Source organism: Mucilaginibacter sp. 14171R-50, assembly GCF_010093045.1.
GTDB lineage: Bacteria > Bacteroidota > Bacteroidia > Sphingobacteriales > Sphingobacteriaceae > Mucilaginibacter.
Window position 1 is genome coordinate 4273984 of sequence record NZ_CP048115.1, and the last position, 13901, is coordinate 4287884.

General features: G+C 47.0%; 12 protein-coding genes. All 12 read right to left on the reverse strand.

Features of this window, described 5'->3' with window-relative positions:
* Nucleotides 1–10: 10 nt before the first annotated feature.
* Nucleotides 11–895 (reverse strand): hydroxypyruvate isomerase family protein, encoded by an 885-nt coding sequence (locus GWR56_RS19280; RefSeq protein ID WP_162432830.1) that lies wholly within the window; start codon nt 893–895, stop codon nt 11–13.
* Nucleotides 896–897: 2 nt separating this feature from the next.
* Nucleotides 898–2151 carry a nucleoside permease gene (locus GWR56_RS19285; protein ID WP_162432831.1) on the reverse strand — a complete coding sequence of 418 codons (1254 nt, stop codon included), beginning with the start codon at nt 2149–2151 and terminating at the stop codon, nt 898–900.
* Between the two features lie 37 nt (nt 2152–2188).
* Nucleotides 2189–2638 (reverse strand): c-type cytochrome, encoded by a 450-nt coding sequence (locus GWR56_RS19290; protein ID WP_162432832.1) that lies wholly within the window; start codon nt 2636–2638, stop codon nt 2189–2191.
* 35 nt (nt 2639–2673) lie between these two features.
* Entirely contained in the window at nt 2674–3726 is a 1053-nt protein-coding gene (locus tag GWR56_RS19295; protein WP_162432833.1) for a sugar phosphate isomerase/epimerase, read from the reverse strand.
* Nucleotides 3727–3729: 3 nt separating this feature from the next.
* Nucleotides 3730–4887, reverse strand: a complete 1158-nt coding sequence (locus GWR56_RS19300; RefSeq protein WP_202925347.1) for a Gfo/Idh/MocA family protein — start codon at nt 4885–4887, stop codon at nt 3730–3732.
* 118 nt (nt 4888–5005) lie between these two features.
* Nucleotides 5006–5578: a gluconate 2-dehydrogenase subunit 3 family protein gene (locus GWR56_RS19305; protein WP_162432834.1), complete on the reverse strand. Its 573-nt coding sequence runs from the start codon at nt 5576–5578 to the stop codon at nt 5006–5008.
* A 39-nt stretch (nt 5579–5617) separates the two neighbouring features.
* The gene (locus tag GWR56_RS19310; RefSeq protein ID WP_162432835.1) at nt 5618–7048 is read right to left on the reverse strand and encodes a Gfo/Idh/MocA family protein; all 1431 of its coding nucleotides are present in this window, start codon (nt 7046–7048) and stop codon (nt 5618–5620) included.
* A gap of 24 nt (nt 7049–7072) precedes the next feature.
* Nucleotides 7073–8752 carry a GMC oxidoreductase gene (locus GWR56_RS19315; RefSeq protein WP_162432836.1) on the reverse strand — a complete coding sequence of 560 codons (1680 nt, stop codon included), beginning with the start codon at nt 8750–8752 and terminating at the stop codon, nt 7073–7075.
* Nucleotides 8753–8921: 169 nt separating this feature from the next.
* Nucleotides 8922–10637, reverse strand: coding sequence for a GMC oxidoreductase (locus GWR56_RS19320; RefSeq protein ID WP_162432837.1), 1716 nt, complete (start codon nt 10635–10637; stop codon nt 8922–8924).
* Between the two features lie 2 nt (nt 10638–10639).
* Entirely contained in the window at nt 10640–11206 is a 567-nt protein-coding gene (locus tag GWR56_RS19325) for a gluconate 2-dehydrogenase subunit 3 family protein (RefSeq protein WP_162432838.1), read from the reverse strand.
* Between the two features lie 60 nt (nt 11207–11266).
* The gene (locus GWR56_RS19330) at nt 11267–12181 is read right to left on the reverse strand and encodes a sugar phosphate isomerase/epimerase (RefSeq protein WP_162432839.1); all 915 of its coding nucleotides are present in this window, start codon (nt 12179–12181) and stop codon (nt 11267–11269) included.
* Between the two features lie 23 nt (nt 12182–12204).
* Complete coding sequence (locus tag GWR56_RS19335) at nt 12205–13746, reverse strand: PD40 domain-containing protein (protein ID WP_162432840.1); 1542 nt, start codon at nt 13744–13746, stop codon at nt 12205–12207.
* Nucleotides 13747–13901 lie beyond the last annotated feature (155 nt).

Below are 13901 nucleotides of genomic sequence, written 5' to 3' on the forward strand. Positions count from 1 at the left end.
GCCTTATGGTTTAAACATCGCAGATATGTACTGCCTTACGCAGGGATAACAGCTTGTCCTTTTGCTTAGGTATAAACTCCTGCGCAACAAAACCCTTATGGCCTACTTCTAAAACGGCACGCATAATTGCCGGATAAAATAATTCCTGGGTCTCGTCAATCTCGTTACGGCCAGGTACACCACCGGTGTGGTAGTGGGCAATGTACTGGTGATGATCGCGAATGTTACGGATAACATCGCCCTCATCTATCTGCATATGATAGATATCATATAGCAGCTTAAAATTTTCAGACCCCAGCCTTTTACAAAGTTCGGCGCCCCAGGCGGTGTGGTCGCATTGGTAATCCTTATGGTCAATTTTGCTGTTAAGCAACTCCATTACCAAAACAACGTTGTGCTGCTCGGCAAGTTTAACCATTGGTTTCAGGCCTGCAACACAGTTCTTCCATCCTTCTTCATCGGTTTTACCGCGGCGACTGCCGCTAAAGCATATCAGGTTTTTATATCCTGCTGCTGCTACCTTAGGTATCATGGCCGTATAGTTTTTATGCAGCTGCGCATGAAACTGCGTATCGCCAAACCCGTCGGTAAGGTTTATTTCGGCACCATTGCACATGGATGAAAACAGCCCGTATTTTTTTAGCGTGGGCCAGTCTTCCGGGCCAACCAGGTCGATACCCTTGATGCCTATATCCTTAGCCGCAGCGCAAAGCTGCTCAACACTAATATCGCCATAACACCAGCGGCATACCGCATGGTTTATATTACCTTTCAGTTTATCGGCCATTAATTCGTTCCCTTCCGACTTAAAAGACGACAGCATACCCGATGCGGCTACTGCCGCGGTACCCGCAAGCAAATTCTTTATAGCCGACCTCCTGTTTGTTCCTGCCATGATTATACTTCTACCCTGCCTGCGTTTGGTTCTTCAATATCTAAACCCGGCTTTGCTTGTATCTGGTTGGTATCTTTAAAGAAAATAACAAACACCAGGAACACGAACGCGGCTATACCCGCCGGTATTAACCAAATGGTTGTCCAGTTATGCGAAGTATCAGATGTTTTCCAATGGTCCACAACAGGGCCCGATATGTACGATCCGATAAGCATACCCACGCCGTAGGTTGCCAGTGTAATAAAACCCTGAGCGGCGCTTTTAAAACGTTCGCCTGCAAGATTATCGGTATAAATTTGCCCCGTTACGAAGAAGAAATCGTAACAGATACCGTGCATAACTATACCTGCTATAAGCATCCAGTAGTTTGAACCGGTATCGCCGTAAGCAAAGAATATATAACGCAACACCCACGCCAGCATACCAACCGCAAGCATTTTTTTAACACCAAGGCGCACAAAAAACAAAGGCATCAGCGCCATAAATACCAGCTCGGATATTTGCCCCATCGATTGTTTGCCGGCCGCAGCTTTCATACCAACCTCGTTAAGGAAAGGGTTGGTAAAGTTGTAATAAAATGCCAATGGTACGCATATAGCTACCGATGCAAGGAAAAATATCAGGTACGACCTATTTTTTAACAAACCGATAGAATCCAACCCCATAATATCGCTTAGGGATGTTTTCTGACCTTTTTTTGCCGGCGGGGTTGCAGGTAACGTAAAACTTAATAAACCTAATATTAACGAGGCGATAGCGGCCATTTTAAAGGTTAATACAAGCGAATTGCTTTGCTCCCAGCCGAGCCATCCAATTGTTAAACCGGCGATGATCCAACCTGCTGTTCCGAAAATACGTATCGGTGGAAACTCCTTGCTTGGATTTAGCATTTGCTTAAACGATACCGAGTTTACCAACGCCAGCGTAGGCATGTAGATGATCATGTAAGCCAAAATAACCGGGAAAAAGCCCTCGAAATTAGGTATGGTTGTTATGTAGTACAACAACGCCGCGCCTGTTAAGTGCAAAATTCCCAAAACCTTCTGGGCCGAGAAAAACCTGTCGGCGATTAATCCGATAATAAAAGGCGCGATGATGGCACCCCACGATTGGGTTGCATAAGCGTTACCATTTTGTACACCTGTTGCACTTAATGTTTTGGTTAAATACGTCCCCATAGTTACAAACCATGCACCCCAGATAAAAAACTCCAGGAACATCATGGTAGATAACTTAACGCGTGTTGTTGCGGTCATAATTTTTTAAGTTTAAATTGGTTTAGGGTTGCTTGGTTTATTCTTTTACTGATAAAATATATTTCACCATTTCTTTCGCGTCGTTTACAGCCAGGTCAGGGTGCGCGGTCATAGGTACCGTACCCCAGTTACCGCTGCCGCCTTTAATCACCTTATCAGCCAGTTTATCAATATCCGATTCGGTATATTTCTTGGCTATATCAACCAGCGCGGGCCCTATTACCTTACTATTGGTATTATGGCAGGTGTTACAATCGTTATTGGCCATCAACGCCTCGCCTTTGTTATCAGGCGTGCCGGCTGCCTTGGTTGTACCGATGTTATTTGCAGCGGTATCATTAGCTGCGTCAGAGTTATGCGCTACCGCTGCCTGGTCTGTCGCTTGCGCGCTATCGGCCTCACTGCCGCCGGGAGGTTTTGATTTATCGCCGCCGCCGCAAGCTGCCAAAGCCAAACTTAATCCTAATATTACAAATATCTTTTTCATGTGTGTTTTAGTTTTATTAGTAGATGATATGTTTTTTATAATCCTATCAGCGATCTGTTAAACGCATCGTCGCTGCCCGATGCTGCAAAATCATCAAAGGCCCGTTCGGTAACCCTGATAATGTGGTCTTTTATAAATTGGGCGCCTTCGCGTGCGCCATCTTCGGGGTGCTTAAGCGCGCATTCCCACTCCAGTACCGCCCACCCCTTATAATCGTATTGGGTAAGCTTGCTGAATATCGCCTTGAAATCAACCTGCCCGTCGCCTAATGAACGGAAACGGCCGGCGCGGTCAATCCAATCTGAATATCCCCCGTATACGCCCTGCCTGCCGGTAGGGTTAAATTCGGCATCCTTTACATGGAACATTTTTATACGTTCGTGGTAAATATCAATGTATTCCAGGTAATCCATTGCCTGTAATACAAAGTGCGACGGATCATATAACAAACAAGCGCGTTTATGGTTGTTCACCTTGCTCAAAAATCTTTCGTAGCTAACGCCATCGTGCAGGTCTTCGCCGGGGTGTACCTCGTAGCAAAGATCTATGCCATTCTCGTCAAAAACATTCAGGATGGGTTCCCAGCGTTTGGCAAGCTCATCAAAAGCCGCGTCAACCAAACCGGCCGGGCGCTGTGGCCAGGGGTATACCATGTGCCATATCAAAGCACCGCTAAAGGTAACATGCGCGTTAAGTCCTAAGTTTTTTGATGCTTTTGCGGCAGCGTGCAATTGGGATACTGCCCATTTTTGCCTTTCGGCAGGGTTATTTTTATACGCATCAGGCGCAAACGCATCAAACAGCGTATCGTAAGCCGGGTTCACCGCAACCAGTTGCCCCTGTAAGTGTGTAGAAAGCTCGGTTATTTGCAAACCGGCCTCGTTTACAATGCCATTTATCTCGTCGGCGTAGGTTTTACTGTCGGCAGCTTTTTGCAGATCTATAAAACGCAGGTCGTTGGTAGGCAGCTGCACCCCTTTGTAACCTAAGCCTGCTGCCCATTGGCAGATAGATCTGAGGTCGTTAAAAGGCGCTGCATCACCAATAAACTGGGCTAAAAATATGGCCGGTCCTTTTATGGTAGTCATACGTTAGATAGTATATTTTGTCCATTTTTCGTCGCTTGCGTTTGATGCAACAACGTTATTTATAAATGCCATTCCGCGAATACCATCATCAACCGACGGGAAATCTATCCACTCTGGTATTTCGCGGCCCTCGATTTTTGCACTAAGTGCCAAAGCGAAGTTGCGGTACAAATTACCGAATGCTTCCAGGTAACCCTCGGGGTGCCCGCCCGGTGTACGGCAGTTTGATGATGCTGCACTTGATAAGTTAGCAGTGCCCGCGCGTAAGATCTCGGCAGGTTTGTCGAGCCATCTTACAATGAGCGTATTAGGTTCCATCTGGTGCCACTCCAACCCGCCATTCTCACCAAAAACACGGATAGTTAAAGCATTTTCTGAGCCGGCAGCTACCTGGGAAGCGATAAGCGTTCCTGTAGCCCCGCCATCAAAACGAAGCAAAACTGCCCCGTCATCATCAAGCATACGGCCATCAACCACAATGTTTAACGAAGCGCTCAATTCCGAGATCTTTTGGCCTGAGATATATTCTGCCAAATGAGCAGCGTGTGTACCAATATCGCCCATAGCACCCGCTTTACCGGATTTGGACGGATCGGTACGCCATGAGGCTTGCGCGTTACCCTCACGTTCTGAAAGGCGGCTTAACCAGCCTTGCAGATACTCAACATATATTTTTCTTACTTTACCTAATGCGCCGCTTTTGATAAGCTCGCGCGCCTCTTTTACCATCGGGTAACCGGCATAGGTGTGGGTAAGCAATAGCATCAATCCTGTTTCCTCAACTTTTGCTTTTAGTTGCTGTGCTTCCTCAAGGGTAAAAGTTATCGGTTTTTCTATCACCACGTTAAAACCGTTATCCAAAGCCTGCATTGCCGGGGCGAAGTGGGCAAAATTTGGTGTAACTATCGTTACAAAGTCCATACGTTCGTCGGCCGGGCGTTGTGCTTCTGCCTTAAACATTTCATCATAAGTGTTGTAAACCCTGTCCTGATCGAGGAATAGCATACGCCCGCTTTCCTGGGCTATATCCGCGTGCATGCTCAAAGCGCCGCAAACCAGCTCTACCTGCCCGTCCATGTTGGCTGCAATACGGTGGATAGCCCCTATAAAGGCATCCTTGCCGCCGCCTATCATGCCCATGCGCAATTTTCTGTTACTCATATAGTGTAGATAAACTCTTAAAAACCACTCCGCTGATTAAGCGGGGTGGTTTTACAAGTATAAAATTAGATTTAAAAGTAAAGCCCCTCCGCCGTAAGCGGTAAGGGCTTGTTAATATTTACGAAAGCGCCCAGGCCTTGTCGCCTTTTTTGTAAGGGTAGTCGCCTATGTACTTGCCCGGTACCGGCACATAACGCAATGCCTTTGTAGCACCAACTTCTGATGTGAAGAAACCAAGCAATGTCAGCTGTTTTATCATCGAGAAATAGTGGTTAGGGTCTTCGGGCTTCTTGGTTTTTGAGTATTCTTTCGCCTCTTTATCAAGGTCGGTCAGCAATTCGGTCCTTTGTTTGGCATCAGCCTCCATAAAGGATTTTTTGAATTTTTTGTTGCTTGCATCTTCCAGTTGAGACAGACCTTTTTTGAAAACCTTTTGGTCGTCTTCCGTGTAGCAATCCCTAACCATTATTGCCATAAAGCCACCAACATTTGCCGCTTTTGCACCGGGCGTTGATGTTTCGGGTAAAATGGTTTCGCCTACTTCGTTTAAAAAGGCGGTAGTATCTTTTGCAAACAAGTCGTCAGTATTTACTTTACTGCCCGATTTGCAGCCTGATATAAAAAGTTCGGCACCAATTACCGTCCCTCCTATTATCAAACCCACTCTGCTTATCGCGTCTCTTCTATTCATTTTATTATTGATTGAATTTAGTGAACTATGATTTAATGATTAAGCTTTCAATTCGAAACCTGCAGGGTACTGGCGTTTAACGTACTGGTTAACAGCGTCAAAGTTAGTAACCTTCATGGCCTGGTTATCCCAGGTGTATTTAATGGTACCACCTTTAAGGTCGTGGCCGCGCACTGCAAGGTTTGCCATCAGCAAGGCCTCGGTTAACGGACCCGCAACTTCAAACGGCGAGCTTACTTCCATTTTACCGTAACCTGCCAAACATGCCTCAACCCATTGCGCGTAGTGGCCGTTGGCACCGCCCGGTACACGCTTGTATTTTTGCGGCGCGTTAGCTTCCTGGGTACGCGATTTTGGCAATAGGGTAGCCGCATCAGAATAGGTGCTGGCGTACATTTTACCTTTTGTACCTATGAATAATGTACCGTTGCCTTCTTCGCCACCCCATTTTTCGTTAGGGCCAAGCTCATCAGGCCTTTCAGGCTGTATACCGCCATCCATCCAGTGCAGCGTTACATCACCTTTGGTTTTGTTGGTTTTAGGGAAGGTTAATGTAATGTGGCTTGACGGCGGGCAGCTTTCAGGGAAAACGCCTTTTTTAAACTCATCTACATAAACACTGCCTACGCTGGCCTGCACATCTTTAACATACTGTATGCCCAGCACACGGAACGGCGCTTCCACCAGGTGGCAGCCCATATCGCCAAGGGCGCCGGTACCGTAATCCCACCATCCGCGCCAGTTAAACGGCACTAATTTATCTACGTAATCTTTTTTAGGCGCAGTACCCAGCCAAAGATCCCAGTCAAGTTCTTTCGGGATCTCGGCCTTGGTGGTAGGCCACTGTATACCTTGCGGCCATACAGGGCGGTTTGTCCAGCAGTAAACGGTATGCACATCGCCTATCAGGTCGGCATCATACCATTCAGACATTAAGCGGGTACCATCGTTTGATGCGCCCTGGTTACCCATTTGTGTAACCACTTTGAATTTTTTTGCAGCGTCGGTTAGCAACCGTGCTTCCCAGATATCATGTGTAAGCGGTTTTTGCACGTATACGTGCTTACCCATCTGCATAGCGTTATAAGCTATTATAGCGTGGTTATGGTCAGGAGTTGATACCGATACCGCATCAAAGTGCTTGTGCTCTTTATCGTACATCTCGCGCCAGTCTTTATAATACTTGGCTTTAGGGAACGAGGCCCTTGACTTTGCCGCGCGACGGTCGTCAACATCGCACAGGAAAGCTATGTTTGCCTTGCCACTTTTTGCAAAGTTGGCAATGTCGCTTTCGCCTTTACCGCCGGCGCCAACGCCTGCAACATTCAGCATATCGCTTGGCGCTGTGTAACCGTTACCGCCCAATACAAAGCGCGGTACTATCATGAATCCTGCGGCCGCCAATGCGCCCGACTTTATAAAATTCCGCCTTGACGGATTTGAGCCTGTGGCTTCTTTTTCTTCAGTCATTGTTAGTCGAATTTCAATTCTGTTTTAAATATTACCTTTTTTAAGTTCATCAACCGCATAGTTTGCAGCACGCGCTGTAAGCGCCATGTAGGTTAACGATGGGTTTTGACAAGCCGCTGAGGCCATGGCCGCGCCATCTGTAACAAATACGTTTTTAGCGTCCCAAACCTGGTTGTAAGCATTCAATACCGATGATTTTGGATCGCGGCCCATGCGTGCTGTACCCATCTCGTGGATACCGCGGCCTAATACCGGCTCGGATGTATAGGTTTGTACATCTTTAACACCTGCGTTCTCCAGCATCTCTTTGGCGTCGTTCATCATATCTATACGCATTTTGCGCTCGTTATCCTTACATTCCGCGTCAATAGCCAGTATTGGCAGGCCCCATTTATCCTTTCTGGTTTTATCCAGATAAACACGGTTTTCGTGATATGGCAGGGTTTCGCCGAAGCCACCCATACCAAAGCTCCATGAACCCGGTTCTGATAACGCATCTTTAAAGTCACCACCGATATTCATTTCGGCGATATCACGGCTCCAGCCACTGCGGCTGCCGCCGCCCTGGTAACCAAAGCCGCGGATGTAATCGCGTTTTTCGCCATTCAGGTTGCGGTAACGTGGTATGTATATACCGTTTGCACGGCGCCCGAAATAGTATTTATCTTCAAAGCCCTCGATACGGCCCCCGGCGCCAACACCCAGGTGGTGGTCCATAACGTTGTGGCCAAGCTGGCCGCTGCTGCTGCCTAAGCCGCCTTCCCATACGTCGGTAGCCGAATTCATTAACACCCAGGCGCTGTTTAGTGCCGATGCGTTAACAAAAACGATTTTAGCGTAAAACTCATAGGTTTTGTTGGTTTCTGCATCCAATACCTCAACGCCTTTTGCTTTTTTGGTGTCTTTATCGTAAAGTATCCTGGTTACTATAGACCACGGGCGAACGGTTAAGTTACCTGTTGCCATAGCTGCAGGCAAAGTTGCCGACTGCGTGCTGAAATATGCGCCGAACGGACAGCCTAACCAGCATTTGTTACGGTACTGGCAGTTTGTACGATTATTGTGCGGTACGGTGATATTAGCGGTACGGCCTATTATGAAATGCCTTGCTTGTTTGTAAAATTCGTCGTAACGTTTTTTAATATCCTTTTCTACAACATTCATCTCCATCGGCGGCATAAAATCGCCGTCAGGAAGAATTGGCACGCCATCCCTGTTACCAGAGATACCCGCAAATTTTTCTGCGTGGCTATACCATGGCGCAAGGTCCTTGTAACGGATAGGCCAGTCCGTACCTATACCATCTTTTAAGTTCGCTTCAAAATCGGTATCGTGCCAGCGGTACGATTGTCTGCCCCACATTAACGAACGACCACCAACATGGTAACCCCTAAACCAGTCGAAACGCTTAATTTCGGTGTACGGGCTTTCCTTTTCGTTGGTCCAATAGTCAAGGTTGGTTTCATTTAAAGGGTAATCACGCTTTAAAACCGGGTAATCCTCTATCATTTTTTGCGTTCGGCCACCTCTGTGTTCAAATTCCCACGGGCCTTTATTAGCGTTCACATAATCTTTAATGTGCTCGATATTTTTACCGCGCTCTAACATGATGGTTTTTAAGCCTTTCTCGGTCAGTTCTTTTGCAGCCCAGCCGCCTGAGATACCTGAACCAATGACTATCGCGTCATAAGTGTTTGTAGACATAAAAGTATAGCGTTAAATATATTTGTTTAGTAATTGGATGTCCCGTCTAATGTATGAATAAAAATTATTTTACAAATATTACATTGTGTTTTTTTTACACAATGTTCCCCCCCGAACCCCCTAAAGGGGGAATAAGCTTTTTCTCTCCCCCTTTAGGGGGTCGGGGGGCTTACACGTTCCCCTTTTTCATTTCGCTTACGGCGTGGTCAACCGCGCGGGCGGTAAAGGCCATATAGGTAAGCGATGGATTTTGGCAGCTCGTTGATGTCATGCTGGCCCCGTCTGTAACGTAAACGTTTTTACAGGCGTGCAGGCGGTGCCATTTATCAAGCATCGATGTTTTTGGATCGTTACCCATGCGTACACCACCCATTTCGTGGATATCAAGCCCGGGCGCCCGGTGATCTGTAGATGCCTGAATATTGGTGAAACCCGCCGAGGTAAACATCTCTGTCATCTGCTCCACGTAATCCTTTTTCATTTTCTCGTCGTTATCGTCGTAATCAACAGAAATTCTTAGCTGTGGGATGCCCCACGGGTCCTTCAATGATTTATCTAACGTAACGTAATTTGTTTCTTTGGGGATGGTTTCGCCCATCATGTGCGAGCCTACGTGCCAGCCACTCAGGTCTTTTTTTACCAGGTTGTCTTTCAGGGTTTGGCCAATGCCCTCGCTGCTGTTCTGCTGCCAGCGGTAAGCGCTGAAACCGCAGGCATAGCCGCGTAAGAAATCGGTTTCTTGCTTGTAAACGTTCCTGAAACGGGGAATGTAACCACCGCCCGCAGGGTTGCGGCCATCGGTTGTCCATTCCTTAGCGCCGTCGTACTCGGCATTTATGTGTGCCGAATAATTATGAAAGGCTACGTATTTACCCAATGTACCGCTATCGTTACCTAACCCGTTAGGGAAACGGTTTGATGTTGAATTAAGCAGTATCAGGTTACTGTTTAATGCCGCTGCGTTCACAAAAATAACATCGGCATAGTATTCAATAGCTTCTTTGGTGTTGGCGTCAATAACCCTTACCCCCGCTGCCTTGCCTTTCTTTTCGTCGTAGATGATTGATTCGACAACCGAATGCGGCCTTAAGGTGCAATGACCAGATTTTAATGCCCATGGGATGGTTGATGAGTTGGCGCTGAAATAGCCGCCAAACGGGCAGCCGCGCTGGCACAGGGTACGCTCCTGGCATTGCGCCCGGCCTTGGTCTAAATGTATCTGGTTGGGTTTTGATAAGTGGGCGCAGCGCGCGCTTATTACGTGCCTGTTCTTATACGTTTTTTTAACGTGGTTGCTAAAATAGGTCTCGACCGCGTTTAGGGGGAATGCGGGCAAAAACTCACCGTCCGGCAATTCGGGGATGCCATCGCGGTTGCCGGATATACCCGCGAATTTTTCTACATAGCTATACCAAGGTGCTATATCCTTATAACGGATAGGCCAGTCAACCGCAAAACCATCGCGGGCGGGGCCTTCAAAATCAAAGTCGCTCCATCGCTGGGTTTGGCGCGCCCAAAGCAGCGATTTACCACCCGTTTGGTAACCGCGAATCCAGTCGAACGGCTTTTCCTGCACGTACGGGTGCTCAGCATCCTTAACAAAAAAATGTGCTGCATCTTCGCCAAAGGCGTAGCAACGGTTTACAATGGGATTCGCCTTTTGCACATCATCGGGCAACACGCCATGATGCGGGAACTCCCAGGGATACAAGTTTGTTGTGGGATAATCTTTTATATGCTTAACATCGCGGCCGCGTTCAAGCACAAGCGTTTTAAGGCCTTTGTCTGTAAATTCCTTGGCTGCCCAGCCCCCGCTCATGCCCGATCCGATAACTATGGCATCGAACGTACGATCTTTAACACTATCTATATTTAAATTGGCCATAATTATACCGCTGCGAGCTTTTTAACCGGGTAGTAAGCATTATATCTTCCCGGTACCAGTTCATAAACTATTTGCTTTGTCATAAAGTACTTAGAGGTTGTATACCCAAATACCGTTTGTTCTTTTACCATCCTGTAAAATGCCGTCAGCTTTGCATTATCCTTGTAATTTTTATCATTGCTGTGCTGTTCAATACCGCTTACAAAGGCGGTACGGTCTTTTACCGAACATTTGCTAAAAGGCTGCCCGTGCTGTTTTTTTACCGCGCTTTCAAAATCATCAAGGCCGGCAATAAAATCGTCCTGATGTTCTTTATCATAGCAGTCATCTATCATTTTAAAAACAAATAAATGCAGGCCAAGGTCTTTTGCGCCCGGTGTAGCCGTTTTGGGCAAAATAGTTTCGGTAAGCTCTGTTACCAGCGTTTCCTGGTCGGCATTAAGCTTAAGGTGTTTCAGCTGCACGGTGGGCTTGCCCTTATCGTTCAGGCACGACGGTAGTATGGCCGCACTGCCTAATATGAGGGCCATATTCCTTATCGCTATCCGCCGGTTTATCTTATTATCCAATATCTTTAAATTAGTAAGTGTTAAAAATACAATTACTGGGTGTAAGGTAGTTTTTAACTACTAATATCCCCACTTTTTCATGGTTTGTAAATCAATTTTTACACAATCAAACGGATCTACCCCCTGGTACGATTCCTGCTCAATGATCAGGTAAACCGTTCCGCCTGTTTTTTTGGCTGCCTTTAACACATCTTTAACCGGTAAGACGCCCTTGCCTAAAATAGTGCTCTCGTAACCGGTGCCTTCGGTATTGGTGGCGCTTTTTACCTCGTCTTTTACGTGCATGGATACAAACCTGCCCGGGTATTTCTCGATCAGCGAAATAGCGTTATTCTCGCGGCCGAACATGTTACCAATATCCAGTTGCTGCGAAACCTTATCAGGGTCGGTGTTTTGCAGGATGTAATCGAACAGGCGCATATCGCCAACCATGGTTGTAAATTCAAAATCGTGGTTATGGTAACCAAACTTCATGTTGTGCTGCTGGCAAAGCTCGCCGCTTTTGTTAAACTGCTCAAGTGTACGTTTCAGCAAGTCGGTATCATGGCGCACCTTTTCGTCCATCCAGGGGCTTATCACAAATTTCTGGCCCATGTAGGCCGCGTCTTCCACGGTATATTTCCATACATCTGTAAAGTCGTTTTTTGCGGCATCCCAGTGCTGCGGGGTCATTACCGTATGGCCGCTTGGCATTTGCAGCCCCAGGTCGTCCAGTACTTTCTTAAACTCTTTCGCTGTCCAGCCGTAAAATTTGCGGTTAACATAGTTAGCATGCTCTACGTGCTGGTAGCCCATATCCGACAGCTTTTTTAATGAGCCGGCGGGGTCCTTCATCATTGCATCGCGTACGGAATAAAGTTGTAAGCCAACTCTTTGAATGCGGCCCGGCGCTGCAAACAGGTCGCCCGGCATTAAAGCTGCTGCAGTGGCTGCAATAGCGCTGTTTTTTAAAAATGTTCTGCGGGATGATGTCATTTTATTTTGAGATTTAGTTGATGTTAGTGTTTACTTATAGGAAACGCCGGAAATAATAAATTGGTATTGCTTACAAAGGCAATGTGCTTACTATCAGGCGACCACGAAGGCGTGTTGATAGTACCCTGGCCGCCATATAAATAGGCAACCACCTTTGACGGGCCGCCGCCAACCGGCATTACACGTATATAAACGTGTTTATAAAAGGGATGATCGCCCGGAGCTACTTCATTTTTAAGGAAGGTGATGTACACTATCCATTTGCCATCGGGCGATACATGCGGGAACCAGTTATTATAATCGTCGTTTGTTATTTGTGTTTGTTCGGTACCGTCGGCCTTCATGCGCCAAACCTGCATCAGGCCTGTACGTACCGAATTGAAGTAAATGTATTGGCCGTCGGGCGTGTATTCGGGGCCATCATCAAGGCCGGGGGTGTTAGTAAGCCTTTCTTCGGGGCCGCCGGCAACCGGCACGCGGTAAACGTCATATTCTTTATTGCGCTCGCCGCAAAACACCAGGTATTTGCCATCGGGCGACCAGCCGTGCATATAAGATGCGCCTTTGCCTGTTTCGGTAACCCTGCGTGGCTCGCCACCGGTAACCGGCACCACGTAACCTACCGAAGGTGCACCGTTATCGTTGTTACTGATGGTTAACCATTTGCCGTCAAATGATAATACATGGTCGTTGTTATTGCCTTTAGCCGAGCCGGTGTTCAACACGGCGGGCGTGTTGGTGGCCAGGTTATATTTATACAATAACCCCTCGCTGTTATATATAAGCGACTTGCCGTCCACCATCCAGTTTGGCGCCTGCAACGATTTTGGAGATTGATAAATGATACGGCTGTTTTGCGTTTGCATATCCAGCACCTCTATGTTGCTGCCAAGGTATTGTTTATAGGCTACCAGGCTTGCAGGTGCAGGCACTACTATCCGAACGTTATTAAAAACCGCCTTTTCTACCACGTTAGGATTGTGCGAGCACACAAAAATACCGACGTATACTTCATCGCCCAGATCGATATCAACCTTTTCTTCGGGGCCGAATACATCGCCTTTGCGGGCTACCGACATGGTATAGGTTTTGCCCTTTCGTTCTAACTGAATAACACCGGCTGCTGTTATACCTGATTTTTGCTCCCTGGTGCTGTCGCCATCGGCGGCGCGGTACTGCAATGAGGTAAGCCCATCGCCATGCACAACCGCGTTAACATGCGCCGAGTTACCCGCCAATGATTTGCGCACCATTAAGCCGAATTTGCGGTGAGCCTCGGTACCCGTGCCAATAAAGGCGGCATTGGTACGCAATATAAAATCACCTTTCATGCGCTTCCATACAAAATGGAATTCGTCCTTATTAAACCAGATATTGGTACCTGAACCGGCAACCGTGTATTGCTGAGCGGCGGCATTGTAGATAACATTTCCCTTATTTTTTACAGCACCTATATCGCCATTGCCATCAAATATGCCTACCGGCTTATTTTGCGCGAATGCTGCAGTAACAAATACTATACCTGCCAGCAAGCCGGCAAATACACAAGTGGTTTTTTTAAGCATTGGCTTTTTTAGGGATTAGTTTAATTGGTTTGCCTAAGTTATATATTCATTTGTAAAAATCACAGTTTAGGCGTGGTTTTTAGACAAAAAAAGGGGCACTTGCGTGCCCCTTTCTCTCATCCCTTAAGATAAGGTTAAAAAAGTATCATTATTTG

Excerpts from the sequence above, each read along its gene's own strand:
- GWR56_RS19310 (WP_162432835.1), bottom strand. The coding sequence starts at position 7,048 with ATGACTGAAGAAAAAGAAGCCACAGGCTCAAATCCGTCAAGGCGGAAT.
- GWR56_RS19330 (WP_162432839.1), bottom strand. The coding sequence starts at position 12,181 with ATGACATCATCCCGCAGAACATTTTTAAAAAACAGCGCTATTGCAGCC.
- GWR56_RS19285 (WP_162432831.1), bottom strand. The coding sequence starts at position 2,151 with ATGACCGCAACAACACGCGTTAAGTTATCTACCATGATGTTCCTGGAG.
- GWR56_RS19305 (WP_162432834.1), bottom strand. The coding sequence starts at position 5,578 with ATGAATAGAAGAGACGCGATAAGCAGAGTGGGTTTGATAATAGGAGGG.
- GWR56_RS19335 (WP_162432840.1), bottom strand. The coding sequence starts at position 13,746 with ATGCTTAAAAAAACCACTTGTGTATTTGCCGGCTTGCTGGCAGGTATA.
- GWR56_RS19295 (WP_162432833.1), bottom strand. The coding sequence starts at position 3,726 with ATGACTACCATAAAAGGACCGGCCATATTTTTAGCCCAGTTTATTGGT.
- GWR56_RS19300 (WP_202925347.1), bottom strand. The coding sequence starts at position 4,887 with ATGAGTAACAGAAAATTGCGCATGGGCATGATAGGCGGCGGCAAGGAT.
- GWR56_RS19290 (WP_162432832.1), bottom strand. The coding sequence starts at position 2,638 with ATGAAAAAGATATTTGTAATATTAGGATTAAGTTTGGCTTTGGCAGCT.
- GWR56_RS19320 (WP_162432837.1), bottom strand. The coding sequence starts at position 10,637 with ATGGCCAATTTAAATATAGATAGTGTTAAAGATCGTACGTTCGATGCC.
- GWR56_RS19315 (WP_162432836.1), bottom strand. The coding sequence starts at position 8,752 with ATGTCTACAAACACTTATGACGCGATAGTCATTGGTTCAGGTATCTCA.
- GWR56_RS19280 (WP_162432830.1), bottom strand. The coding sequence starts at position 895 with ATGGCAGGAACAAACAGGAGGTCGGCTATAAAGAATTTGCTTGCGGGT.